The sequence below is a fragment of the Streptomyces sp. NPDC088554 genome, assembly GCF_044752945.1.
Lineage (GTDB): Bacteria > Actinomycetota > Actinomycetes > Streptomycetales > Streptomycetaceae > Streptomyces.
Genome location: NZ_JBIVMF010000020.1, coordinates 87,806 through 112,205, shown reverse-complemented (window position 1 = coordinate 112,205; position 24,400 = coordinate 87,806). Strand labels below are relative to the sequence as shown.

General features: G+C 70.4%; 22 protein-coding genes and 1 pseudogene. 16 read left to right on the top strand and 7 right to left on the bottom strand.

Annotated elements, in window-relative coordinates; translation table 11 throughout:
- Nucleotides 1–20: 20 nt before the first annotated feature.
- Nucleotides 21–2,690, top strand: a complete 2,670-nt coding sequence (locus tag ACIP8W_RS23270; RefSeq protein ID WP_402204468.1) for a dolichyl-phosphate beta-glucosyltransferase — start codon at nt 21–23, stop codon at nt 2,688–2,690.
- Nucleotides 2,691–2,935: 245 nt separating this feature from the next.
- Nucleotides 2,936–3,586, top strand: a complete 651-nt coding sequence (locus ACIP8W_RS23265; RefSeq protein ID WP_401955526.1) for a hypothetical protein — start codon at nt 2,936–2,938, stop codon at nt 3,584–3,586.
- 123 nt (nt 3,587–3,709) lie between these two features.
- Here ACIP8W_RS23265 and ACIP8W_RS23260 read toward each other — a convergent pair whose 3' ends face one another.
- A complete protein-coding gene (locus tag ACIP8W_RS23260; RefSeq protein WP_401955435.1) occupies nt 3,710–4,519 on the bottom strand; it encodes an SLATT domain-containing protein in 810 nt (269 codons plus the stop codon).
- A 365-nt stretch (nt 4,520–4,884) separates the two neighbouring features.
- Between ACIP8W_RS23260 and ACIP8W_RS23255 the strand changes: the two genes are divergently transcribed.
- From ACIP8W_RS23255 to ACIP8W_RS23245, 3 genes are all read left to right on the top strand, one after another.
- On the top strand, nt 4,885–5,220 hold the full coding sequence (locus ACIP8W_RS23255; protein ID WP_401955436.1) for a YbaB/EbfC family nucleoid-associated protein: 336 nt from the start codon (nt 4,885–4,887) through the stop codon (nt 5,218–5,220).
- A gap of 78 nt (nt 5,221–5,298) precedes the next feature.
- Entirely contained in the window at nt 5,299–5,898 is a 600-nt protein-coding gene (gene recR, locus ACIP8W_RS23250) for a recombination mediator RecR (protein ID WP_401955437.1), read from the top strand.
- Nucleotides 5,891–6,556, top strand: a complete 666-nt coding sequence (locus tag ACIP8W_RS23245; RefSeq protein ID WP_401955438.1) for a DUF5063 domain-containing protein — start codon at nt 5,891–5,893, stop codon at nt 6,554–6,556. Before recR ends, ACIP8W_RS23245 begins: the two co-directional genes overlap by 8 nt.
- A gap of 195 nt (nt 6,557–6,751) precedes the next feature.
- Here ACIP8W_RS23245 and ACIP8W_RS23240 read toward each other — a convergent pair.
- A pseudogene (locus ACIP8W_RS23240) lies at nt 6,752–7,015 on the bottom strand (hypothetical protein); the annotation flags it as partial.
- Nucleotides 7,016–7,489: 474 nt separating this feature from the next.
- The gene (locus ACIP8W_RS23235) at nt 7,490–7,687 is read right to left on the bottom strand and encodes a hypothetical protein (RefSeq protein ID WP_402204466.1); all 198 of its coding nucleotides are present in this window, start codon (nt 7,685–7,687) and stop codon (nt 7,490–7,492) included.
- A 180-nt stretch (nt 7,688–7,867) separates the two neighbouring features.
- Here ACIP8W_RS23235 and ACIP8W_RS23230 point away from each other — a divergent pair, with 180 nt between their 5' ends.
- From ACIP8W_RS23230 to ACIP8W_RS23200, 7 genes are all read left to right on the top strand, one after another.
- Nucleotides 7,868–8,044: a hypothetical protein gene (locus tag ACIP8W_RS23230; RefSeq protein ID WP_401955439.1), complete on the top strand. Its 177-nt coding sequence runs from the start codon at nt 7,868–7,870 to the stop codon at nt 8,042–8,044.
- A gap of 315 nt (nt 8,045–8,359) precedes the next feature.
- Nucleotides 8,360–9,544: a hypothetical protein gene (locus ACIP8W_RS23225; RefSeq protein WP_402204445.1), complete on the top strand. Its 1,185-nt coding sequence runs from the start codon at nt 8,360–8,362 to the stop codon at nt 9,542–9,544.
- A gap of 340 nt (nt 9,545–9,884) precedes the next feature.
- Nucleotides 9,885–10,373 (top strand): hypothetical protein, encoded by a 489-nt coding sequence (locus ACIP8W_RS23220; protein ID WP_402204443.1) that lies wholly within the window; start codon nt 9,885–9,887, stop codon nt 10,371–10,373.
- Between the two features lie 212 nt (nt 10,374–10,585).
- Complete coding sequence (locus ACIP8W_RS23215) at nt 10,586–11,857, top strand: aspartate kinase (protein WP_401955442.1); 1,272 nt, start codon at nt 10,586–10,588, stop codon at nt 11,855–11,857.
- A 15-nt stretch (nt 11,858–11,872) separates the two neighbouring features.
- Nucleotides 11,873–12,931 carry an aspartate-semialdehyde dehydrogenase gene (locus ACIP8W_RS23210; protein WP_402148104.1) on the top strand — a complete coding sequence of 353 codons (1,059 nt, stop codon included), beginning with the start codon at nt 11,873–11,875 and terminating at the stop codon, nt 12,929–12,931.
- A gap of 587 nt (nt 12,932–13,518) precedes the next feature.
- Entirely contained in the window at nt 13,519–14,094 is a 576-nt protein-coding gene (locus ACIP8W_RS23205) for a SigE family RNA polymerase sigma factor (protein WP_401955444.1), read from the top strand.
- 119 nt (nt 14,095–14,213) lie between these two features.
- Nucleotides 14,214–15,440, top strand: a complete 1,227-nt coding sequence (locus ACIP8W_RS23200) for a hypothetical protein (RefSeq protein ID WP_402204440.1) — start codon at nt 14,214–14,216, stop codon at nt 15,438–15,440.
- Nucleotides 15,441–15,494: 54 nt separating this feature from the next.
- On the opposite strand, the gene ACIP8W_RS23195 is transcribed toward ACIP8W_RS23200, so the two are convergent.
- Nucleotides 15,495–16,247, bottom strand: a complete 753-nt coding sequence (locus ACIP8W_RS23195) for an SURF1 family protein (protein WP_402148108.1) — start codon at nt 16,245–16,247, stop codon at nt 15,495–15,497.
- A gap of 158 nt (nt 16,248–16,405) precedes the next feature.
- Complete coding sequence (locus ACIP8W_RS23190) at nt 16,406–18,211, bottom strand: S9 family peptidase (RefSeq protein ID WP_401955447.1); 1,806 nt, start codon at nt 18,209–18,211, stop codon at nt 16,406–16,408.
- 81 nt (nt 18,212–18,292) lie between these two features.
- Between ACIP8W_RS23190 and ACIP8W_RS23185 the strand changes: the two genes are divergently transcribed.
- The 3 genes from ACIP8W_RS23185 to mgtA all read left to right on the top strand — a co-directional run bounded on the left by ACIP8W_RS23185 (nt 18,293) and on the right by mgtA (nt 21,933).
- Nucleotides 18,293–18,670, top strand: a complete 378-nt coding sequence (locus ACIP8W_RS23185) for a twin-arginine translocase TatA/TatE family subunit (RefSeq protein ID WP_401955448.1) — start codon at nt 18,293–18,295, stop codon at nt 18,668–18,670.
- A gap of 139 nt (nt 18,671–18,809) precedes the next feature.
- Entirely contained in the window at nt 18,810–19,187 is a 378-nt protein-coding gene (locus ACIP8W_RS23180; protein WP_401955449.1) for an ArsR/SmtB family transcription factor, read from the top strand.
- 7 nt (nt 19,188–19,194) lie between these two features.
- Nucleotides 19,195–21,933 carry a magnesium-translocating P-type ATPase gene (gene mgtA, locus ACIP8W_RS23175; RefSeq protein ID WP_401955450.1) on the top strand — a complete coding sequence of 913 codons (2,739 nt, stop codon included), beginning with the start codon at nt 19,195–19,197 and terminating at the stop codon, nt 21,931–21,933.
- Between the two features lie 31 nt (nt 21,934–21,964).
- Here the strand turns inward: mgtA and ACIP8W_RS23170 are convergent, their stop codons facing one another.
- Complete coding sequence (locus ACIP8W_RS23170) at nt 21,965–23,596, bottom strand: LCP family protein (RefSeq protein ID WP_401955451.1); 1,632 nt, start codon at nt 23,594–23,596, stop codon at nt 21,965–21,967.
- A gap of 124 nt (nt 23,597–23,720) precedes the next feature.
- Here ACIP8W_RS23170 and tatA point away from each other — a divergent pair, with 124 nt between their 5' ends.
- Entirely contained in the window at nt 23,721–24,038 is a 318-nt protein-coding gene (gene tatA, locus ACIP8W_RS23165; RefSeq protein WP_402148118.1) for a Sec-independent protein translocase subunit TatA, read from the top strand.
- Between the two features lie 73 nt (nt 24,039–24,111).
- On the opposite strand, the gene ACIP8W_RS23160 is transcribed toward tatA, so the two are convergent.
- Nucleotides 24,112–24,387, bottom strand: a complete 276-nt coding sequence (locus tag ACIP8W_RS23160; protein ID WP_402204437.1) for a hypothetical protein — start codon at nt 24,385–24,387, stop codon at nt 24,112–24,114.
- Nucleotides 24,388–24,400: the final 13 nt, after the last annotated feature.

Here is a 24,400-nt window from a genome sequence, read left to right as displayed (position 1 = left end):
AGGACGCGGGGGCAGCCCATATGGATATACGTACGAGCGACAGCGCCGTCTCCGCGGGCTCCGGCGCTGTCGACCTCACCGTCGTCGTCCCCGCGTACAACGAGGAGCGCCGCCTCCGCCCCACCCTGGACGCCATCCGCGACCACCTCCGCGCCAACCCGGAGCGGTGGGGCACGTGGGAGCTGATCGTCGTGGACGACGGTTCCTCGGACCGTACGGCCGCGGTCGCGGCGGACGCCGCCGCCGACGAGCCGCGCATCCAGGTCGTGACGGGCGGCGGCAACCGCGGCAAGGGCCACGCGCTGCGGCAGGGCGTGCTCGCCTCGCACGGCCGGCGTGTCCTGCTGACCGACGCGGATCTGGCGACCCCGATCGAGGAACTTGAGCTGCTGGACCGGCAGTTGTCGGAGCAGTCGGAGCAGTCGGAGCAGTCGGAGCAGTCGGAGCAGTCGGAGCAGTCGGAGCAGTCGGAGCGGTCCTGGCGGTCCTGGCGGTCGGAGCGGTCCGGGGGAGAGAGCGGCGGCGGTGGCGCCGCCATCGGCTCCCGCGCGCACCCCGACGCGAGCATCGAGGTGCGGCAACTGGCGGTGCGCGAGTGGCTGGGGAGGCTGGGGAACCAGCTGATCCAGCGGGTCGCGGTCGCCGGCATAGCCGACACCCAGTGCGGCTTCAAGCTCCTCGACGGCGAGCAGGCGCGGGCCGCGTTCGCCGATTCGCGGTTGGACGGCTGGGGGATCGACGTCGAGATCCTGCGGTTCTTCCGGCGCTCCGGCTGGCCGGTGACGGAGGTGCCGGTGCGCTGGGCGCATCAGCCGGGGTCGAAGGTACGGCCGCTGGACTACGGCCGGGTGCTGCTGGAGCTGGTGCGGCTGAGGACGAGGGGCGGCCGTACTCGTACCGTCGTGAGCGCCGGTGCTCGTACCAACCTCGCAGTGGCGGGGCTCTTCCTCCTCGCCTCCTTCCTCCTCTACAAGAACCTCTGGGCCGATCTCGACGGCGCCTATCTCGCCGACGCGGGCTCGGACCAGAACCAGTGGCAGTGGTTCTTCGCGGTCACCGCCGACAACGTGGTCCACCTGCGGAATCCGCTGTTCACCACGGTCCAGAACTTCCCCGACGGGGTGAACCTCATGGCGAACACCGTCATGCTCGGGCTCTCCGTCCCGCTCGCCCCGGTCACTCTGTTCCTCGGCCCGAGCGTCACGTGGGCGGTCGTCCTCACGTTCGGGCTCGCGGCGACGGCGTACGCCTGGTACTGGCTCTTCGCGCGCCAACTCGTCGACAATCGCCGGGCCGCCGCCCTCGGCGGGGCGCTCGCCGCCTTCGCGCCGCCGATGATCTCGCACGCGAACGCGCACCCGAACTTCCTGGTGCTGTTCATGATCCCGGTGATCATCGACCGGGCGCTGCGGCTCTGCGATCCGGAGAACGACAAGGTCGTACGGGACGGGCTGCTGCTGGGCCTGTTCGCCACGTACCAGATCTTCCTGGGCGAGGAGCCGCTGCTGCTCGCGGTGATGGGGACGCTGCTGTTCGCGCTCTCGTACGCGTGGGTACGGCGTGACCTGGCGCGGGCGGTCGTACGGCCGCTGCTGCGTGGGGTGGGGCTGGCGTTGCTGGTGTGTCTGCCGTTGGTGGCGTTCCCGCTGGGGTGGCAGTTCTTCGGCCCGCAGAGCTATCACAGCGTGCTGCACGGCGACAACGCGGGGAACAGCCCGCTCGCCTTCGTGGAGTACGCGGGACGCTCGCTCTTCGGCGACGACGCGACGGCCGACCCGCTGGCGATGAACCGCACCGAGCAGAACGCGTTCTACGGCTGGCCGCTGATCGCGCTTGCCGTGGGCATTGTGGTGTGGCTGTGGCGGCTCGCGGTGGTCAGGGCGCTGGCGTTCACGGCGGCCGGGGCGGCGCTGCTGTCGCTGGGGCAGCGGATCCGGATCCCGGGCACGGACGTGGTGCTGCCGGGGCCGTGGCGGATCCTCGCGCATCAGCCGCTGTTCGAGTCGGTGATCGAGTCGCGGGTGGCGATGATCTGCGCACCGGCGCTGGGGGCGCTGATCGCACTGGCGGTGGCCCGACTGCCCGCCGGTATCGGTTCCGTTTCCGGTTCCGTTTTTGGTGCGGGTACGGGTGCGGGTACGGGTACGGAATCGGCGGACCGGCGCAGGCACCGCACCGTCGCGCTGCTGGCGGTGGGCGCCGCGCTGCTGCCGATCGTGCCGACGCCGATTCCGGTACGGGAACGGCTGGAGATCCCGCGCTTCTTCACCGCCAAGATGTACAGCGGGTACGTCGCGAAGGGCGAGTCCGTCGTCCCCGTACCGCTGCCCAGCCCCGGCGACGCGGAGGCGCTGCACTGGCAGGCGGAGACCGGGTTCGGGTTCTCCGTACCGGGCGGCTACTTCAATGGGCCGTACGGCGACGACCGCACGGGCATTTACGGCGCCCCGCCCCGGCACACCTCGAATCTGCTGCGTGATGTCCGTTACAACGGCCAGGTGCCGGAGATCGGCGCCAACTGGCGGGCGCAGGCACGGGCGGACCTGGCGTTCTGGCGGGCGGGCGTGCTGGTGCTGGTGCCGCAGCCCAACGACGGGGCGCTGTACGCGACGGTGGAGAAGCTGCTGGAGCGGCCCGGGAAGCGGGTCGGCGGCGTCTGGATCTGGGACCTGCCGCCCCGGAAGGGATGAGAGCGGCGGGCGGGGTAGAAAAAGAGGAAACGGGATAGGTCTGTGGTGGGGGGCGGAGCGCGAACGAGGAAGCGGAAGGCGGATGTTTCCGGCCGTTTTCCTCGGTTTCCGTCGGTTTCCCGCAATTTTCCGGGTCTTCCGCGGATGAGGGGCCGACCGGGCCCTTCGCCGGACCGTGTCCACCGCATTACGCTGTCCCGACCATCGCGCGTATGCGTACGAACCCGTTGGAGAGCGAGCCTCCCTTGGCCTGTGACCTGTGGTTGGTCCCCCTCGTCGATGTGCTGTGCCACAGCCCCGACAACCCCTTCGCCGAAGAGATCGCCGTCTACGACAAGGCGCTCGGCGATGCCGGGCTGCCGTCCGTTCCCGTATTCGCCTATATGCCCGGCCTGTCGGGGGATGTCGCCCCGGTCGCCGGTTTCGACTACGACGCGCTGCACTTCCTGCGGCGCGCGTATCTGCTCCAGCTCTGCGGCCTCGCGGTGACGCCGGTCGGGGAACTGGGCGGTGACTACGAACAGTTGCTGGAGATGTTCGAGTCGACGGCTCAGGAATCGCATCTGGTCTGGCACTACGACCACGCGGGCGCGTACGTCCCCGTGGACTACGACGCGCCCCTCTCGAACGAGGAACTCCTCGCGGGCGGCGGCCCCTTGGGCTCCACGCAGGGTCTGCTGCGTGAACTGGCGATCGTCGCCCCGGCGATCGGCATCGACCCGGCCAACCCCCCGTCCCCCCCGACCCCGCCGGACCGCCCCACCTCCTTGGAGGAACCGGCGACCTCGATTCCGTACGACGACAGTCCGTTCGCCCGGGAACGGCATGTCTGGCTGGGGCTGCACGCGGCGGCGACGCGGAGCCTGGGCCAGGGGTCGATGATCATCTTCAGCTAGTGCCGGGCCGGGCAAAGCTTGCCGTGACGGCAACAGGGGCTGTCGGGCCGGCCTGGCGCGCGGACGGATCCATGACCGGCCCGGCGGGGCCCCTCCGGCCGGAGGGGCCCCGCCGGGCCGGCGTCACCGCGTCTCGGGCGGTCGCTGGCGCGGCATGTTGGGCCGGGTGCCGGGCAGGAGCGGGAAACGGCCCGGTGGCTGTACGGGGCCCTCCGGGCGCGTGCCGGCCATCGGCATCGACTGCATGGTCAGGGGCGCGGGGCCGGAGCGGAACTCGACCATCCAGTCCGCCGTCTCCACCCGTACCAGCTCCGTCACGTCCTCCGTGAACTTCCGCAGCACCGCGAGACACCGCTCCGCGGCCTCGCTGGCCGTGCCTTCGGTGGGGCCGAGAACCTCCCGTACACACTCCGACGCCCAGTCGAACTGGAGCGTCTGCAAACGGCGTTGCACCGCCTGTGCCGTGGCGACCGCCCGCATCCAGCCGGACGACAGCCCGCAGTACCGGTCGCAGGCCAGGCAGGCGGCGCCCAGCAGCAGCGAGACGTACCCCCAGCCCGCCGCGCCCGGCAGCGCGCCGGTCAGATCCAGCAGCGGCAGGACCGCGCCCGCGGCGACGGAGACGGCGGTGGCGGCGCGCAGGGCGCGGGCGAGGCGGCGTTTGCGTAACCGGTCGGCGAGGTACCAGTCGACCGTTCGCAGCGCGCCGGTCTCGACCCAGCGGTACAGCTCGTCGAGGCGCTCCGCGGGCTCGCCCCAGTCCCCGAGGGGGAACGGGCCGCCGGTCAGATCGCCGTACGGCGGGCCGGTCTCGCTCTCGTAGAACCGCTCGCCGGTTCCCTCCGGGGCCGGTGTCCCCTCCCCGGGCCCCTCGCCGGGCGGAGCCCCCTCCTCCCGGGCGGGCCCTCCGGGCTGCATCTCCGGCTGACTCACCGGGGTACTCCTCTGCGGTCGCGTACGCCTGCGGGTGCGTACGTGCGGCTGGTCACGGAAAGTGCGCGTGCGGATGCGCGGCGGATGTGCGGCGAGTGCGGTCGCGTATGCACTTCCTACCGCCAAATGGTGGGCTGTGTGCTTGAAATCCCGGCATTTCACCCTTGGTGAGGGCCGTGATCAGGTAGAGGAGCCGGAAGACTCTCACTCGAAAGAGTTCGCCCCGGTGGGGTGGGGCGCGCCGCGCGGTGAACACGTAGGCTCGGCGTACGGGCGGAGACACAGCCCGGGACCGTCATCGAAGACATCGAGATACCGGTCGAGACACCAGTCGAAAACAGTCAGTCGAGATACCAGGAGTGCCCGTGATTCCCGGTGGTGGCCAGCCCAACATGCAAGAGCTGCTCCAGCAGGCCCAGAGGATGCAGCAGGATCTCGCGCGGGCGCAGGAGGAGCTGGCGGCGACGCCGGTCGACGGCCAGGCGGGCGGTGGTCTCGTGAAGGCGACCGTGACCGGCGCGGGCGAGCTGCGCGCCCTGGTCATCGACCCGAAGGCGGTGGACCCGGAGGACACGGAGACACTGGCCGACCTGGTCGTCGCCGCCGTGCACGCGGCGAACGAGAACGCGCAGCGGCTCCAGCAGGAGAAGCTCGGCCCGCTGGCACAGGGTCTGGGCGGAATGCCGGGTCTGCCCTTCTGACAGGGCGGGACGGCGACTAGCGTACGTAGGGATACGTACCGGGATTCGGTCGGAACAGGCAGCAGGAAAGGCAATCCGTTGTACGAAGGCGTGGTTCAGGACCTCATCGACGAGCTGGGCAGGCTGCCCGGCGTCGGTCCCAAGAGCGCGCAGCGGATCGCCTTCCATGTCCTCCAGGCCGAGCCGACCGACGTACGCCGGCTCGCCCATACCCTTCTCGAGGTCAAGGACAAGGTCCGGTTCTGCGTCGTGTGCGGCAATGTCGCGCAGGAGGAGCGCTGTGGGATCTGCCGTGACGCGCGCCGCGATATGACGGTGATCTGCGTCGTGGAGGAGCCGAAGGACGTCGTCGCCGTCGAGCGGACCCGCGAATTCCGCGGGAGGTATCACGTGCTCGGGGGCGCGATCAGCCCGATCGAGGGCGTCGGCCCCGATGACCTGAGGATCCGCGAGCTGCTGGCGCGGCTCGCGGACGGGACGGTCACCGAACTGATCCTGGCCACCGATCCCAATCTGGAGGGCGAGGCCACGGCCACGTACCTCGCCCGCATGATCAAGCCCATGGGGCTGCGGGTCACACGTCTGGCCAGCGGTCTGCCCGTAGGGGGCGACCTGGAATATGCCGACGAGGTCACGCTCGGGCGTGCCTTCGAGGGGAGACGACTTCTCGATGTCTGACGCAACGCTGCACGCGGTCCACCAGGACCCGGACGACTTCGCGGTCCAGATCGCCGACCAGATCGAGAGCTTCATCGTCGCGGTCACGGAAGTGGCCAAGGGCGATGAGCCCGACAGCGCGGTGCCCTTCCTGCTGCTGGAGTTCTCCCAGCTCATGCTGGCGGGCGGGCGGCTGGGCGCGCACGAGGACATCCTTCCCGACGAACGGTACGAGCCCGATCTCGGCCCGGAACCGGACCTCGACGACCTGCGCGAGCGCTTCGCCGCGCTCCTCGAACCGATCGACGTCTACTCCGAGGTCTTCGACCCGTACGAACCCCGCAAGGCGCCGGTGCCGTCCCGTATCTCCGACGACATCGCCGACGTCGTCACGGACCTCCGCCACGGCCTGGCCCACTATCGCGCGGGGCGCACGACCGAGGCGCTGTGGTGGTGGCAGTTCTCGTACTTCTCCAACTGGGGCTCCACCGCCTCCGCCACCCTCCGCGCCCTCCAGTCCCTGGTCGCCCACGTCCGGCTGGACCAGCCCCTCCCGGCCCTCGACGGCCTCGACACCGACCAGGACCTGACCGACGACGCGGAAGCGGTCCTCGCGGAGGAAGCGGGCCGGGTCATGGCGGAAGAGATCGCGGGCCCCCTGGGCCTGCGGACGCCCTGAGCCTGTTCCTGGGCGCACTTCTGCGAGCGAGTGCTCTTGCGGGTCATCGATTTCCTCGAAGTGCTGGAGCCGCTCCAGCTTCCATGAATCGCCGTTATGGACCTCCGCTTCACGCTTCTGGAAGTCTTTTTTGTACATCTCGCGGGTGAGTCGCTCCCCCTGCTCGGTGGGGAGCGAAGGAGTACGCGGATCAAGCTCAGGAATGTCCGCTTTCGCCGCGCTCAACCTGTCGCCAGGAATGATCACTAATCGCTCAGCGGATCCGAGGATCACGCCTTCGGGCAGGTGCGGGCGGTAGTGAGCCGTGAGGTCCCGGCCGATGACGGCGATATCGCCGGTGTCGAGCTGCCAGATGTCGGGGCATTCGTCTCTGCCGGCGGAGTTGTTCAACTCCGCTGCCGATTTCCCCGGGCGTCGCGCGAACAGCGCTGATGGATCAGCCTCCCAGGCACGCCCCATGGTGACCTCCGCCCACCTGAATCGCTACGCACAGTAGTCGTTGCGATGCCCGGAGCGCTGTACGGGGGAAACTGCCTTACTGGCCATGCGCCGGCTTTCCTGGGGCCTGGGTTGCGTAGTTGGCGCCTGCCCGAGCCCCTTCCGGGACCCGGCCCACCGTGCGTTCCGGCTTCTGGCCCGCCGGCTCCCTGTGCGTACCTTCGTCGTCGTCCGGCGTTGATCGACCCGACCCGACCCGACCCGACCCGACCCGACCCGACCCGACCCGACCCGACCCGACCCGACGATGTCCTACTCGTCCTGGGCCCCGAAACTTGGTCGCGCGCTGGATTTCCTTGGGACGGGACCGGAGCCATGTGTGGGCCGAGGTGCGGCCGGGGCGCCCGAGGCCCTGCGCGCTGCTCGTTTCACCGAGCGTGTGGAAGCCCGCGTGGCCCCGGCGGAGAACGCTGTCGGGGCCACGCTGAGGGTGGCTCAGTTGGCCATGCTGAAGTCGCCGCCCACGGGGGCGGCGATCTTGTCGACGCCCGTCAGGGCGGTGAGCGAGGTGACCGGGGTGGTGCTGTCGGTGGTGGTGCCGTTGCCGAGTTGGCCCGAGGAGTTGGCGCCCCAGGAACGCACCGTGTTGTCGTTCAGCAGGGCGATTGTGTGGGCGCGGCCGCCTGCGACCAGCTGAATGCCGGTCAGGCCCGGTACGGGAACGAGCTTGTTGCGGGAATCAGTGGTGCCGTCGCCGCTTGGGTTCTAGCGGGCCGTTTTCGTGTTGCCTCGCAGGCGCTGAACAAGAGTCAGTTTAATGTTAAACTTGAAGTCAACTAGCAGTAAAAACTTCAGAGTTGGGGTGGCTGAGCCATGAGTCGAGAGACCGTTCTGGCCCTTGTCGCGGCAGTGGCGATCGGCTTCGCCCTGCACCCCGGCGGCGACATCACCTTTGCGCCGAGGGTGGCGATTACGACGGGCGACGTCGACATCCTGGAAGACGTCCTGGAGTACATCAACATCGGCGACGGTGTGATCACCGTCTTCTGAACGTCCCAGGTGGGCCCGGGGCTTGAGCCTTGGGCTGCGGGTCTCGGGGGGCGGGCTCCGGGCTTCGAGTCCTTCCATGGTTTTGGTGGTTGTTGGTTGGGTGTTGGGTAACCCACCTCCCTACCCGTCCTTCCGGAAGGGGGCGGCGGAGCAGAAAAGATGACTATCCGTGGTCGGCTTGCTGCGTAGCGTGGTGAAGGTTTAGCGTTCGCAGCATCTGCCGCATGAAGCGGCCCCGGCGGTGTGGCAACACCAATCCGGGGCCTGGCCTACGGGTCGAGTGCGGACGTCCGTCGACAAACGAGAGCACCGACCGTGGCTTCTGCCGACTCTAGCTCCGCCCTGCCCACTTACGCCCACCCCCACGCCAAACCGGGGTACGGAAAACGTTCCGCACCCGGTCAAACCCCGCGCGGGGAAGCGGACTTCGTACACCTGCGCCCCCGAGAAGCGGCTATCGCCGGCTATATCGACCGGCTGCCCGAGGGCGCCGCGATCGGTTACAAGCCCTTGGCCGCGAACATCGCCGCCTACGGCCAGCAGGCGTGCGCCAAGGCGCTGCGCTTCCTCTCGGACGCGGGCCATCTGCGGCTGGTGAAGGAGCACTTGCGGGTCGAGGACAACAGTTTCCGCTGGGTGACCCGGACGTACTTCTCGCGCACGGTACGGGACGACGCGTGGTGGAGGACGTTCGTGGCGAGCCTGCGCGGGGTCGATGTCACGGAGCGGGAGAGGCAACGGGAACGGGAGCGGGAGCGACAGCGGCAGCGCGCGGAACGCGAACGGGCCGCGCGGGAGCCCGGGGAGCCCGGGGAGTTCGGGGAGCCCGGGGAGGCTTCGGACGGCTGGGGCGAGCGCGAGGTGCGGGAGGCGCTGGAGCGGGCCATCGCCGGACCCGGTGCTTCCGTACCGAATGAGCCTGTTCCCGTTGCCGCCTCTGCTGCTCCCGACGCGCCCGTGGCGGGTGAGCGGTCCGACGCGTACCGCGTGCTCGCCGGGCTCAGCCGTACCGAACCGCTGATGACCCTGTCCGCCGCCGAGTGCTCCGCTCTCGAAGGGCTCGCCGCCGAGTGGCTGGCGCGCGGCGCGACGGCCGACCACCTCACCCGCGCTCTGACCACCGGGCTGCCGCAACCCCTGCACAGCCCGGGTGCCATTGCCCGTAAACGACTGGAGACCAAGATGCCGCCCGAACCGATCAGCCCGCCCCCTGCCTACGCCGACGAGGTGTGGATGGTCTGCATCAGCTGCGAGGCCGACGAGAGGACCACGCGGATCATCCGGGGCGTATGTGCCGAGTGCCGCGAGGACATGGAGACGTACGAGGCGGTCGACGACCCCGATTCGCCGGTCGGCGCCAACGGCGTCGTTCCCGGCTTCGTCCCCGAGATGTTCCGCGCGGGCCCCGCCGCTCGGCCGGAGGGTGGCGTCGATGTCGCCGCCCGAGCCGCCGAGGTGCGTGCTGCGGGTGGGTTGCGGACGTGGGTCAACCGTACATAAGCCCGAAACCCGAACGGGTGATTGTCGCCTGTTTAGCTGGATATCGACTGTCAGTTCCCCATAGATTCGTCGATATGGTCACATCAGCTCACGAGGCATCTCACCGGATCTTTCAGGAGCGGCCCGAGATCCTCGGTCCCGTCTTCGGCCTGCTGGGCGTGCCGATACCCGAGAAGATGATCGTCGAGGGGATCGGCGGCGATGCGACGGAGATCCGGCCGGTGTGGTCTGCCGCGACCGGGCGACCGCGAAGTGGGCGGCTGGGCCGTTCCGGTGCGAGGCCAGGGGCTGGACGGCGCTGAGCATGCATCCGCTGGTGCTGGGGCCGGACAATGTGCCCGTGATCACCGATATCGGGGAGGCGGCGCGGGATCTTGGGATGGCCGCCTTCTCGGTGCTGACACACAGCGACAGCCGCGAAGCCCCGGCCCTACTGGAAGCGCCGGCGCGGGCCCTGCGGACGACCGACGAGAAGACCGTTAGTTACTACGGAGACCTGGTGGATGTCGGCCTGGCGGACCTCCGGGCCCGGCAGAAATGGAGGGACCTGATGGCGTTCGTCACCCACTTCCCCGGCAGGGGCACGCTTCGCGAGGAGGCGTATTTGGAAGGCAGAGCCGAGGGGCAGGCGAAGATGGTTCTTCGTACGCTCGATCTGCGGTCGGTTGCTGTGTCGGATGAGGTCCGTGCACGTATCACCGAGTGCGCCGACCTCGACGTTCTCGATACCTGGTTCAACCGTGCGTTCAACGCGACCGAGGCCGAAGACCTGTTCGTCGACACCGACACCAGCGCCACCCCCAGCTCCTCCGTCAACACCGGCAAGTGATCTCACCCGATCGAGGCAACCCGAGCCGTGACGTAGGACACGTTTTCGCGTGCTCGGGGTTATCGGGGGCATGGATCCTGACCGGCGGCCGCAGTCCTTTTCGGTGATCACTTGGTGAGCGGCGCATCTCACGATGTGGTATTGCCGGGGCGTTGCGCGGCCGCTCGGTAAAATAAGCCGACAGTAGTAATGGACTGAGTCGAGGAGCGCACGTGGGCCTTGTCGTGCAGAAGTACGGAGGCTCCTCCGTAGCCGATGCCGAGGGCATCAAGCGGGTCGCCAAGCGGATCGTCGATGCCAAGAAGAACGGCCACCAAGTGGTCGTCGTGGTTTCGGCGATGGGCGACACGACGGACGAGTTGATCGATCTCGCCGGGCAGGTATCTCCTATCCCCGCCGGGCGTGAGTTCGACATGCTGCTGACCGCCGGAGAGCGGATCTCCATGGCGCTGCTGGCGATGGCGATCAAAAACCTGGGTCACGAGGCCCAGTCGTTCACCGGTAGCCAGGCCGGCGTCATCACCGACTCGGTCCACAACAAAGCGCGCATCATCGATGTCACGCCGGGCCGGATCCGTACGGCGCTCGACGAGGGCAACATCGCGATCGTCGCCGGGTTCCAGGGGGTGTCCCAGGACAAGAAGGACATCACCACCCTGGGGCGTGGCGGTTCGGACACCACCGCTGTCGCGCTCGCGGCCGCGCTGGAGGCCGAGGTCTGTGAGATCTACACCGATGTGGACGGTGTCTTCACCGCCGACCCCCGGGTCGTGCCGAAGGCCCGGAAGATCGACTGGATCTCCTTCGGGGACATGCTGGAGCTGGCGAGCTCCGGCTCCAAGGTGCTGCTTCACCGGTGTGTGGAGTACGCGCGCCGATACGATATTCCGATCCATGTCAGGTCCTCCTTCTCTGGACTGCCCGGCACATGGGTCAGCAACGAACCGCAAGGGGACCGCAAGGTGGAGCAGGCCATCATCTCCGGTGTCGCCCATGACACCTCCGAGGCGAAGATCACGGTCGTCGGGGTCCCCGACAAGCCCGGCGAGGCCGCGACGATCTTCCGTGCCATCGCCGACAGCGAGATCAATATCGACATGATTGTGCAGAACGTGTCGGCGGCGTCGACCGGTCTGACCGACATCTCCTTCACCCTCCCGAAGACCGAGGGCCGCAAGGCCATCGACGCGCTGGAGAAGACGAAGGCGACGATCGGTTTCCACTCGCTGCGCTACGACGACCAGATCGCCAAGATCTCGCTGGTCGGCGCGGGTATGAAGACGAACCCGGGTGTGACCGCCGGCTTCTTCGAGGCGCTGTCGGACGCGGGCGTGAACATCGAGCTGATCTCGACATCCGAGATCCGTATCTCGGTGGTCACCCGCGCGGACGAGGTCAAGGAGGCCGTGCGCGCCGTGCACACCGCCTTCGGGCTGGACAGTGACTCCGACGAGGCCGTGGTCTACGGAGGCAGCGGCCGGTAGAGCGGGAGCGGCGCGATGGACGGCAGGCCGACGCTCGCGGTCGTGGGGGCGACCGGGGCGGTCGGCGCTGTCATGCTCCGGATCCTGTCGCAGCACGCCGACGTCTGGGGCGATATCCGGCTGATCGCCTCGCCGCGCTCGGAGGGCCGCGAGCTTTCCGTACGCGGCGAGGCGACCGACGTCGTACGGCTGACCGAGGAGGCGTTCGACGGCGTCGACGTCGCACTGTTTCTCGTGCCGGACGACGTATCCCGCATGTGGGCGCCGGTCGTGGCGGCCAAGGGCGCGGTCGTCATCGACGGTTCGGCCGCTTTCCGTACCGACCCCGATGTTCCGCTGGTCGTCCCCGAGGTCAACCCCCATGCCGTACGGAACCGGCCACGTGGCATCGTCGCCTCCCCGGGCTGCGCCACGCTGTCGCTGATCGTGGCGGTGGGCGCGCTGCATGCCGGGTTCGGGGTGCGCGACCTGGTGATCTCCTCGTACCACGCGGTCAGCGCCGCAGGCAAGGACGGTGTCGCCGCGCTGCGCGACCAGCTCTCCCTTGTCGCCGGTACGGAACTGGGCTCGCACCCCGGCGATGTGCGCCGTGCCGTGGGCGATGCCACCGGGCCCTTCCCCGCGCCGCTCGCGCTGAACGTCGTGCCGTGGGCTGGCGTGCCCCGGGCGGACGGCTGGTCCTCGGAGGAGCTGGCGATACGCGAGGAGACCCGTAAGGTCCTGGACCTGCCCGAGCTGCGGATCGCCGTCACCTGCGTCCAGGTCCCGGTGATCACGGCGCACTCCATGGCCGTACACGCGCGTTTCGAGCAGGAGGTCACGGTCGGCCGCGCGCACGAGATCCTGGCTACCTCGCCGGGCGTGGTGCTGTTCGACAACCCGGAGACGGGCGATTTCCCCACCCCCGCCGATGTCGCGGGCACCGATCCGACCTGGGTGGGACGGGTGCGGCGGTCGCTGGACGATCCCATGGCGCTGGACCTGTTCGTCTGTGGCGACAACCTGCGCAAGGGCGCCGCGCTGAACGCCGCGCAGATCGCCGAGGCCGTGGCCGCGGAGCTGGCCGAGCGGTAGTGACGGCGGGCCGGCCTTGGGCGGTGGGACGTAGAGATGTGGTCCGTGGTGGTGGAGGACGGTCGATCGCCTGAAAATCTTCTCGTCCGGACGGTCCGGACTATCCGGATGGTGGGACGGCGGGTACGGGTCCGTGAGGATTCCGCAGGGGGGCAAATCCGCCCAAGTCGGTAACTCCGCTCGGTGGCGCCATAGTTGGCGGAATTCGGAAGTCGTGAATCCTCAAAGGTTTGTAGGATCGTTGTGAACATCCTGTGGGCAAGTCGGCTGTTATGGCACTTGAACTGGGGCGTTGCCATGTTCGACGATGCATGTGCGCCTTTCTGTGACAGCACTGCAACCGCCGGCCGGCCGGGAAGCGTCTCTGCGGTCGCCCCTGTGTGGTGCCGTAATGAATGGGGCATAGGGGGAGATCAGGTACACATGAGGGTATTTGGTGCAACGTCAAATGGGGTGGCGTATGCGTACAACCCTGGCCGGGGGAAGTGTGTCCAACAGGCGTGGCAGAGGTTCTCGACATCACAGCGATTGGCCCGGTACGCGGAGCGGTGCTCCCGCTCCGGCGGCCCCGCATGCCCGGCGGTGGGATGCCGGTGATCGCACCCATGCCTGCCGCGAGACCCACTCGTATACCGTCACCGCGCGACGGCGCTGACGGCGCGGTGGCGGCGGGAACCACCGTCGACCACCTGACCGAGACCTATCGCGCCCACTACCGGTCGCTGCTCGGTCTCGCCGCGCTTCTGCTGGACGACACGGCCTCCTGCGAGGACGTCGTCCAGGAAGCGTTCATCCGGGTGCACTCCGCGCGCAACCGCGTGCGGGAGCCGGAGAAGACGTTGGCGTATCTGCGCCAAACCGTGGTGAACCTGTCCCGGTCCGCGCTGCGGCGTCGCATTCTTGGTCTCAAGCTGCTGTCGAAGCCGATGCCCGACATGGCGAGCGCCGAGGAGGGCGCTTACGACCTGCTGGAGCGGGACGCGCTGATCAAGGCGATGCGCGGGTTGCAGCGCAGACAGCGGGAGGTGCTGTCCCTGCGGTACTTCTCGGACATGACCGAGGCACAGGTCGCCGAGACCCTGGGGATATCGCTGGGTTCGGTGAAGGCGTACGGCTCGCGCGGTATCAAGGCGCTGCGGGTCGCCATGGAAGCCACGAAATGAGTGGCCGCAAGGACCGGCGTGGATTCGGGCGTGGCGGGGGCCGTGACGAAGAGCGCGAGAACGAGCAGGACGGACCGGATACCACCGGACCGTCGCGCGACCTGACTGGAAACGGAATTGTGAACAACGGGCCGGAGAAAGAGCTGAACGGCCTTGGTGACACGGGCGCCGACCGTGCCGCCGCCGACGGGACCGTTGTTGGTGGTCCCTTTGGCGATCTGCGCAGTGTGCTGAACGGCGGCTCTGCCAGCGGTCTCGGCGGCGACCTGGACGGAAGCCTCGATGCCGGCCCCGACGGCGCTCTCGACGCCGACGAGCTGGCCCTGCGCCGTCTGCTGCACGGCGCCGTGGGTGGGCTGAAGCCGTCCGAGGGCGCCCTCGACCATCTGCGCAGGGCCGTGCCGACCCGGCGGGCCAGGAAGCGTCAGGCCGTCGTGGGCGCGGCGGCCGCCGCGCTGCTGTTCGGTACGGCGGTCCCGGCCTTCGTCCATGTCGCGAACTCCACCAGTACGTCGGAGGACAACTCCGTCGCCGCCGGTCATGGCGAGCGGTCGCACAGCGACGCGAGCACCGACACACGGCCGGACGACGGCAGGAAGGACGGCGAGGACACCCCCTCCGACAAGGTGTCGGAGGGCGGGAGCAGCTCCGTGGACACGACGGAGAAGCCGTCCGAGACGCCGTCCGACGCGGCGGCCAGCGGTGGCAAGGGCGACCCCGGTACGGCGTACGAGTCGGGCGGCGACGCCAAGAGCAGCGCCGCCGCGGCCTCGGCCTGCGACGCGAGCCGGCTCGCCGTGGCGTCCCAGGAGGTGGGCGCCCCCGACGCCACTGGCACGGTGTACGGGACCTTCCGCATCGCCAATACCTCCGACGCCGGCTGCGTGGTCAGCGGCGGCGGCTCGTTCGGCCGGTCCACCAGCGGCGCGGCCGACGCCACCAAGGTCGTCGTCGTCCCGCACGCGGCGGGCGACGCGGCGGCGGGCCTGCCCGACCCGTCCCTGTGGGCGGCGTCGCTGACGCTGGCGCCGAGCGCCTCGTACGAGGTGAAGTTCGCCTGGGTCCCCTCCGAGACCTGTCCCACGGTCGGTACGCCACCGAGCCCCACCCCCTCGGACGACGCCACGACGGGTACGTCCATGGGGACGGGCGCCACCACGGGCGGCGAGGACGGCGGCGGCTCCGGCACGGAGACCCAGCTCATGACCGACGAGGGCGTCCAGGACGGCAGCGTCACCGTGACGTACACCACGGACGCGGGGGCGCCGACCGCGGTGGCCACCATCCCCAATGCCTGCGCGGGCACGGTCTACCGGACGGGCCTCCTCGACACGTCGGCTCCGTAAACGGCGGGTGGTAGGCCGAGCCGGGGCGGGGCCCCGGCCGGGCGGGGGCGGCTCTCAGGCCGCCGTCTCCAGCCCCAGCGCCCGGTCCTTGAGGACCTCCGCCTCGCGCCGGACCAGCCGGAACCACATGAACACCACGAAGCCGGCGAAGACGAACCACTCGCCGGTGTAGCCGAGGTTCTGGAACGCCTTCAGATCCAGCCCGGTGTTCTGCGGCGCCGACGCGGGCACGGGCAGCAGCCCGTCCGACGCCTTGGTGACGGTCACCCAGGCGTTGTACACGTCGTACGGCACGACATTGACCAGCGAGGCCGCGCTGATCATCGCGAGCTGCCCCGGCGGCAGCCCGCCCCCGGTCCGCACCCCGTCCGACCCGACCGCCTCGGACGCCTGGAGCGAACCGGTCACGGTCACCTCACCCGCGGGCGCCGCGGGCGCCTTCCGCCCGGCGGCCAGCCAGCCGCGTACCACCGGCAGCGCCTTGCCGCCGTCGGTCCGCAGCATGGTCAGTACATACGAACCGTCCTTGCCGTCCAGCTCGCGGTCCGGGACCAGGAACTGGTCCTCGTACCGTCCGGCGGCCGTGACATGGCGGCCCGAGGTCTTCTGGTCGACCGGCAGCAGCGTGGTGAGCGGCACGGCGGTGCGCTCCGCGGGGTCCGGCACGGACTTGGCGGCCTCATGGGTGGCGAAGCGGTCCTCGAACCGCCCGAGCTGCCATGTGCCCATGAAGACGCAGAACGGGATCGCCAGCAGCACGAAGAGGTTGATCCCCCACCAGCGTGGAGTTACCAGGAACCGGTACACCCCCCCACCGTACGGAACGCCCTCCCGCCACCCGGTCCCGGGGCCCGGATCGGGCGACGGGGCGACGGGACCGGGTGAGGGGAGCCGGGTGACGGGCTGCCGGGAGACGCCGTCCGTCGGTCCATGCCGTCTTCGCCGTCTTCGCCGTCTTCCGTCGGTCAGTCCATGTTCAGGTGCTTCCTCGCGAAGTCCATTTCCAGTCGGACCTGCTTGATCCGCTCCTCCACCACCAGCGAGCCGTGCCCCGCGTCGTACCGGTACACCTCGTGGACCGCTTCGCGGGCCGCCAGCCGGTCCACGTAGTTCTCCACCTGGCGGATCGGGCAGCGGGGGTCGTTCACCCCGGCGGAGATGTAGACCGGGGCCTTCACCGCGTCGACGTATGTCAGGGGCGACGAGGCCGCGAAGCGCTCCGGCACCTCCTCGGGGGTGCCGCCCAGCAGCGTGCGGTCCATCGCCTTGAGAGCCTCCATCTCGTCGTGGTACGCCGTCACATAGTCGGCGACCGGCACCGCCGCGAGCCCGACCGCCCAGAAGTCCGGCTGGGTGCCGAGGCCGAGCAGGGTCAGATAGCCGCCCCACGAACCGCCCGACAGGACCAGCTTCGCCGGGTCCGCCAGGCCGGAGGTGACCGCCCACTCCCGGACCGCCGCGATGTCCTCCAGCTCGATCAGCCCGATCCGGTGTTTGAGGGCGTCCGTCCACTCCCGGCCGTATCCGGTCGACCCCCGGTAGTTGACCCGGACGACCGCGAATCCGTGGTCGACCCAGGCGGCCGGGGACGCGGCGAACGCGTCGCTGTCGTGCCAGGTCGGGCCGCCGTGGATCTCGAAGACCGTCGGGAACGGGCCGTCACCGGCCGGGCGCTGCACCAGCGCGTGGACCCGCCCGCCGGGGCTCGTGACCCAGGCGTCCTCCACCGGCACCGAGGCGGGCGCCCGCAGCCCCGGCGGATCCAGCACCACACCGCCCGCCGTGGACCGCAGCTCCGGCGGCCGGGCCGCCGACGACCACATGTACTCGACGCTTCCGTCCGGCCGGGCCGTCGCTCCCGACACCGTCCCGGCGGGGGTCTCCACCTGGCTCAGGGTCCGCTCGGCGAAGTCGTACCGCCACAGCTCGCCACGGGCCTCGAAGCTGTGGACGATCAGCAGCCCCGAGCCGTCCGGATACCACTCGGCGCTGACGTCGCCGGGCAGCTCGATCGCGAGCGGCGTCTCCTCGCCGGTCAGCGGATCCCAGACGACGGGCTCCCAGCGACCGCGCCGCTGGTGGCCGACGAGCAGCCTGCTGTCCCCGTCCACCGGGGCGAAGCCCAACACCTCCAGGCCCAGCTCGCGCGTACCGCCCTCGGTGTCGTCCAGCTCCCCGACCACCGAGCCGTCCAGCCGCAGCACCCGGACCGCCGAGTGCATCGCGTCCCCGTGCTCGGTGTGCTCGATGGCGAGCAGGGTGCCGTCATGCGACAGGTCCCCGACGCCGGCCGACTCCCGGTGCCGGTAGATCTCCACGGGCGCCTCACCGGGCCGGACGACATACAGCGTCGAGCCGTCCTCGTCGGTCGACCGCCCGACGACCGACGTGCCGTCCCGGCCCAGCGCGAGACCGGCCGGATAGGAGGGGTCGAGCCCCGGCGCCGCGGGCTCGTCCTGGCCGCCCGCCGCGAAGGGCTGCCGCATCCAGACCCCGAACTCGTCCCCGTCCGAGTCGGAGAACCACCAGATCCACTCGCCGTCCAGCGAGAGCACCCCGTCCGTCGTCCCGTTCGGCCGGTCCGTCACCTGGCGCTGCTCGCCGGTCGTGCGGTCCCACGCGTACAGCTCGTACGTCCCTGTCGCGTTGGACACGAAGAGGGCGCGCTCGGGCGCGTCCTCCGCCCAGTCGGGCAGGGAAACGCGCGGGGCCCGGAAGCGCTGCTCCCACGCGGGCATCGAATCCGGCGTCGAACCGGTGATCTCAGTCATGACCCCATTCTGCGCCGGGCGTCCGACATCGCGTCGAGGTCCGTCCCGACCTGTGGATAACTGCCTGTGGACAACCGTTCCGTGGACGGTCCGGCCCGCGCGAAGCGGCCCGAAGTCGCCCGCGAGCGGTGGGCTTGTTGCGGCGGGGTCCGTGCGGAATACTTCTACACAGTTGTAGACGCCGTGTGCGCGGTCACTTCCCGGGAGAGAGCAGATCTGATGTTCGGCTTGAGCGAGCTGGCCGTGATCCTCATCGTCATCGTCGCGATCCTCGCGGTGAAGAAGCTGCCCGAGCTGACCCGCTCCGCGGGCAAGGCGGCGCGCATCCTCAAGAGTGAGAAGCGCGCGCTGAAGGAGGAAGGGCGGGCGGATACCGCCGCTTCCGGAGAAGCGCAGGCGGGACGGCATGTCGTCGTCGGAAAGATCGTCGAGCGGAACGATCCTCCTGCTCGTTCCTGACACCCCGAGGGGCTGGCGCGTCCCCGTGGTGTGCCTCCGCGTCCGGTTCGGGACCCTAGACTGAGCCGCTGGATTCAGCTCGGTTATCGGGGAGCGGCGGGCCGCCGGGGCGACGGCCGCGCGGGACAGGAGAGCGATCGTGACGGCAGGTGTCGGCGGCTTCGTGGATCCTCCCGCCGAGGTGCTGGCGGACGCGGCCGCCGCGTTCGGACTGCTGGCCTCGTCGGCGCGGCTGCATATCGTCTGGGTGCTGGCGCAGGGCGAGTGCGATGTGACCGGACTCGCCGAGCGGGTCGGCGGCGCGCTGCCCGCCGTGAGCCAGCATCTGACCAAGCTCAAACTGGCCGGTCTCGTACGGTCGCGGCGTGAGGGCCGCCGCCAGGTCTACTTCGTCGACGACCCCGATGTGGTCACCGTGGTGCGGCTGATGGTCGGTCAGCTGACCGATCGCGCGGCGCACACGGCGCGCACTCCGGCGCAACGGCGTATCAGCGGCATCAGCGGCATCGGCGCTTGAGTCCGCCGTGCCCGTCGTGCCCGAGGCCGTACCCGATCCCCAGGGCGCGGACCGGGAAGCGGTGGACACGGTCCGTGACGGTACGGACCGGGTGGCGCGACCGGCGCGCGATCCGCAGGACCTGACCGGGCTCACCTCCCTCCAACTGCTGCGCCAGCTGGACAGCGGACCGCGCGGCCTCACCGACGCGCAGGCCGAGGAACGGCTGCTGCGGTACGGCGAGAACGCGGTGCCCGAGTGGCGTACGGCGTCCTGGTCGCGCCGCTTCCTGTGGAGCCTGCGGGACCCGTTCACCGCCGTACTGCTCTGCCTCGGGCTGGTGTCGGCGACGGTCGCCGCCTGGGGGACCGCGCTGGTCATCCTGGCGCTGGTCGCGGTCAGCTGTGTGCTGCGCTCGTCGGGGGAGCACCGCGCCGACCGGTCCATGGCCGGGCTGCGCGAGCTGGTGGCGACCACCGCGACCGTCCTGCGGCGCGGCGGCCCGGACGAGGGGCAGCGGGTCCGGGACATCCCCGTCGACCAGCTGGTCCCGGGCGATGTGATCCGGCTCGGCCCCGGTGATCTGGTGCCCGCCGATGTCCGGCTGCTGCGGGCGAGCGGGCTGACCGTACATCAGGCACCGCTCACGGGGGAGTCGGCGCCGGTCGCGAAGTACGCGGTGGACGCGCCGGGTCCGTACGCCGGAGCGGGGAGGTACACCGAAGCGGGCGCGTACGCCGGGGCGGGGGCGGAAACCGGGGCGCACGCCGGGGTGTTCGCGCAGCCGCAGCTGTGTTTCCAGGGCAGCAGCGTGGCCTCGGGCAGCGGCACCGCCGTGGTCGTCGCGACGGGGGCGCGCACGCGGTTCGGCGCCGCGCGCGGGCGCCCCGGCCGGCGTACGGCCAGCGCCTTCGACCGGTCGGTCAACGGGATCTCCTGGGTCCTCATCCGGTTCATGCTGCTGACCCCGCCGCTGGTCCTGATGGCCAACGCGGCGCTGCGCGGCCGTGGCCTGGAGACGCTGCCGTTCGCGGTGGCGGTGGCGGTCGGGCTGACCCCCGAGATGCTGCCCGTCATAGTGACGTCCGCCCTCGCCCGGGGCGCGGCCCGGCTCGCGCGCGACCACAGCGTCATCGTCAAGCGGCTGCCCGCGCTGCACGACCTGGGCGCCGTCGACGTACTGATGCTGGACAAGACCGGCACCCTCACCCAGGACCGGCCGGTCGTCGCGCGGGCGACGGACGCCCTGGGCAACCCCGATCCCGAGGTGCTGCGCTGGGCCGCCGTCAACGCCTGGTGGACGCTGCAACTGGCTGATCTGCCCGCGCCCGACGCCCTCGACGACGCGATACTCGACGCGGTCGGCGACGAGACGGCCGCCGAGGGCACCGAGGGGGTCGCGGCCCTGCCCTTCGATTCCGTACGGCGCCTCTCCACCGCCGTCGTACGGCGCCCCGGCCGGCTCGGCACCCACACCCTGGTCGTCAAGGGCGCCGTCACCGACGTACTGCAACGCTGCGCGCTCGACGACGACGAGCGCGCCCGGCTCGCCGCGCTCGCCGCGCGCGAGGCGGACAGCGGGCTGCGGCTGCTCGCGGTCGCCCGCGCCGAACGGCCCGCCCGGCACCGCGACTACACCCCCGCCGACGAACGCGGGCTGGAGTTCCTCGGCTTCGTCGCCCTCCGCGACGCCCTCGCCCCCACCGCCGCCGACGCGCTCAGGGACCTCGCCGCCCGGGGCGTCGCCGTCAAGGTCCTCACCGGCGATCACCCCGGCACCGCCGTGCGTGCCTGTCTGGACCTGGGCCTCGGCCCCGGCGAGATCGTCACCGCCGACCGGATCGACGGACTCACCGACCCCGAACTCGTCGAGCTGGCCCGGCGCACCACCGTCTTCGCGCGCTGCGCCCCCGAGCACAAGGCCCGCATCGTCACCGCCGTCCGCGCCGGGGGGCACACCACCGGCTTCCTCGGCGACGGCGTCAACGACCTGCCCGCGCTGTACGCCGCCGATGTCGGGATCTGCCCGCGCGACGCCGTCGACGTGGTCCGCGAGTCCGCCGATGTCGTCCTCGCGCAGAAGGACCTCACGGCGATCGACCACGCGATCACCGCCGGACGCCACTCCAGCGGCAACATCGCCACCTACCTGCGGATCACGCTCTCCTCCAACCTCGGCAATGTCATCGCGATGCTCGTCGCCGGGCTGCTGCTGCCGTTCCTGCCGATGCTGCCGGTCCAGGTCCTCGTACAGAACCTGTGCTTCGACGCCGCGCAGCTGGCCTTCGCGTACGACCGGCCGCGCTCCGAGGCGCTGCGTCGGCCGAGCGAGTTGCGGTCCCGCGCGTTCCTGCGCTTCATCACCGGCTTCGGGCTGCTCAACGCCACCGCCGACCTGGCGACCTTCACGGTGCTGGCGCTGGCGCTGCGTACCGCCACCGGCGCGGGTCCCGAGAGCGAGGCGGCCTTCCACTCCGGGTGGTTCACGGAGAACCTGCTCACCCAGGCGCTGGTCATGCTGCTGCTGCGGGCCGGCGCCGGACAGCCGACGGGCAGGCGCGCGCCGAGCCCGGTGCGCTGGGCCGCCGCCGGGCTCGCCGTGACCGGCATACTGCTGCCGCTCTCCCCGCTCGGCCCGGCCCTGGGCATGCCCGCGCTGCCCGCGCTGTACTACGGGCTGCTCGCCGTCGTCCTCGGGCTGTACGCGGCGGGGCTGGTCGTCGCCAAGAAGCGGTACGAGCGGCGCTACGCGGCCCGGCTGGTGTAGCGGCGCTACGCGGCCCGGCTGGTGTGAGGGGTCAGCCGTAGGACAGGTTCGAGCAGGGATCGTCGTCGGCCGACCGCGCGTCGTCGGCGACACCCGACGGTACGGAGGAGGTCCCGCCCGTCTCCGTACCGGCTGTGGGGTGGGCCGTGGGGTCGTCGGCGAACGAGGAGCCCAGGATGACGTTGATGCCCTCCGCCGCCGTCTGCCGGAGCTTCGCGCCGGGGAAGAGCCGCGCGGTGGTGCCCGCCCCGGCCTCCTCGCCGGGGCCGTACTCGATCACCGTGGTGCCGTAGTCCTGGGTGGCGGCGGTGGCGGTGCCGGTGACGACGAAACCGTGGTCCATGAGCGTACGGCCGCCGCGCGCGGCCAGTCCGGTGACCGTGGTGCCGTTGTAGACGGCGACGGCGATGCCCGCGCCGGACACCGGTCCGGCGGTGCTCCCGGAGGGGCCCGAGGGGGTCGGCTCGGCGGTCTTCTCCGCGCTGTCCTTGCCTTCCGTGCCCTTCTTACCGCTGGCGTCCGTGCCGTCGACCGTACGGTCGACCCTGAGCGCGGCCCAGAGCCGGGAGGCGTCCGGCTCGACGATGGCGACGCGCGCCCCCTGGTAGCGCCAGGGGATGGTGACGAACTTGGTGTTGTGCAGATCGATGTCCTTGAGCCCCATCATGAAGCCGAGCAGCTTGTCCGCCGAGCCGAGCCCGGAGTCGACGGTCATGGACCGGGTGGCGGCGTTGGCCAGGGGCAGCAGCTTGGTGGGGGTCAGCCCGTCGCTCTTGACCTGCTTGATCAGACTGCCGACGAACGCCTGCTGGCGCTTGATCCGGCCGATGTCGGAGCCGTCGCCGATGCCGTGCCGGATCCGTACGTAGTCCAGCGCCTTCACCCCGGAAAGGTTCTGGACGCCCTTCTTGAAGATGAGGTCGCCCCGGGTGGCGCGGTTGGGGTTGAGATCCCGCTGATAGATGTCCGTGGGCAGGCATACCTTCACACCGCCGACGACCTCGGTCATCTTCGCGAAGCCCTTGAAGTCGACCACGATCGTGTGATCGACCCGGAGGCCGGTGAGCTTCTCGACGGTGTTCTGGGTGCAGGCGGGGTTGCCCTTGGCGGTCTGCCCGACCGAGAACGCCGAGTTGAACATGGCGTTCGTCCGCTCCTCGGTCCAGCTGCCGTCCGGCAGCCGGCAGGGCGGTATGTCGAGGAGCGTGTCGCGGGGGATGGAGACGGCGACGGCGTGCCGGCCGTCCCCGTACACATGCAGCAGGAACGCGGTGTCGGAGCGGCCGATGTCGCCCTTGTCGCCGCCGCCGAGCGAGCTGTTCCCGTCGGTCCGCGCGTCCGAGCCGATGACCAGGACGTTCTGGCCCTTGGCGGTGGAGGGGGGCCGGTTGTCGGCGAGGCCCCTGGAGCTGAAGGTCTCGATGTTTCCGGTGAGCTTGAAGTAGACCCAGCCGATGCCTCCGGAGACGAGCACCAGGAGGGACAGGGCTATCGCGAGTGTGAGCCGCAGCCGGCTCCGCCTCCGCCGCCTGCTGTGGGAAGCGGCGGTACGGGCGCTGCGGGTACGAGCGTTGCCGGTACGGGCGTCGGCGCGGGCGTTGCCGGTACGGGCGTGGCTGGTGCGGGCGTCGCTTGTGCGGTCCTTCGCGCGGCTGCCTGGCATATGTGCGCCTTTACCCCTCCGGCCGACCCATGGTTGTACAGTTGCGCAATGTAGCAACTTTTATGAGGGGTGACGCCGGTGGGAGGTTGCCTCAGGGGTTCAACGAGAGGAAGGCGGGGCGAGAATGTTGCGTAACGGGTTGGAGCCCTGGCATCTGCTGGTCGTGGCCGTCGTGATCATCGCCTTGTTCGGCTCGAAGAAGCTGCCGGACACCGCGCGGGCCCTGGGCAAGTCCATGCGCATCCTCAAGAGCGAGGCCAGGGCGATGAAGGAGGACGGCGCCGCGCCGGGTCCCGCTTCGGCGGCCGCCGGTGCCGGTGTCGCTGCCGCTGGTGCCGATGTTCCGGCGGGGTCGGGTGCTCCTGTCGCTCCTGTCGCTCCTGTTGTTTCTGTCACTCCCGACCCTGTTACCCCCGTCACTCCCGGCGGCGCGGCCCGCTGAGGTTCCCGGGGTCGGCGTCCGGTGGGGCGCCGGCCCCGGGGGTGGGCTGTCTCCGGGCTGTCTCCCGGCTGTCTCAGGGGCTGGCCAGGTCGAGTCCGTACCGCAGGGGCTCGACCTTCACGCGCGGGTCCCTGCGGTAGACGAAGAGCGCGTCCACCTGGGCTCCGCCCGCCGGGCCGTCCAGCTCGCAGGGGTAGGTGACCTGCACGACGGACGGCCGGTCGGCGACCCGCATCCGCACTCCGTCCGCAGGCCCGCCGTCGAGCACCGCGGCCTCCCATCCCGTCGCAGAGCCCGGTTCTTCCGTCGCCGTCCGGGCTTCGGGTTCCGTTCTGCTGTCGTATCCCATGACAACACTTTAA

What these genes read in the sequence shown, in the direction of transcription:
- ACIP8W_RS23270 (WP_402204468.1), top strand. Translation starts at nt 21, where the DNA reads ATGGATATACGTACGAGCGACAGCGCCGTCTCCGCGGGCTCCGGCGCT.
- ACIP8W_RS23245 (WP_401955438.1), top strand. Translation starts at nt 5,891, where the DNA reads ATGTCTGACGCAACGCTGCACGCGGTCCACCAGGACCCGGACGACTTC.
- ACIP8W_RS23230 (WP_401955439.1), top strand. Translation starts at nt 7,868, where the DNA reads ATGAGTCGAGAGACCGTTCTGGCCCTTGTCGCGGCAGTGGCGATCGGC.
- ACIP8W_RS23210 (WP_402148104.1), top strand. Translation starts at nt 11,873, where the DNA reads ATGGACGGCAGGCCGACGCTCGCGGTCGTGGGGGCGACCGGGGCGGTC.
- ACIP8W_RS23205 (WP_401955444.1), top strand. Translation starts at nt 13,519, where the DNA reads ATGCCGGTGATCGCACCCATGCCTGCCGCGAGACCCACTCGTATACCG.
- ACIP8W_RS23190 (WP_401955447.1), bottom strand. Translation starts at nt 18,211, where the DNA reads ATGACTGAGATCACCGGTTCGACGCCGGATTCGATGCCCGCGTGGGAG.
- ACIP8W_RS23170 (WP_401955451.1), bottom strand. Translation starts at nt 23,596, where the DNA reads ATGCCAGGCAGCCGCGCGAAGGACCGCACAAGCGACGCCCGCACCAGC.
- tatA (WP_402148118.1), top strand. Translation starts at nt 23,721, where the DNA reads ATGTTGCGTAACGGGTTGGAGCCCTGGCATCTGCTGGTCGTGGCCGTC.
- ACIP8W_RS23160 (WP_402204437.1), bottom strand. Translation starts at nt 24,387, where the DNA reads ATGGGATACGACAGCAGAACGGAACCCGAAGCCCGGACGGCGACGGAA.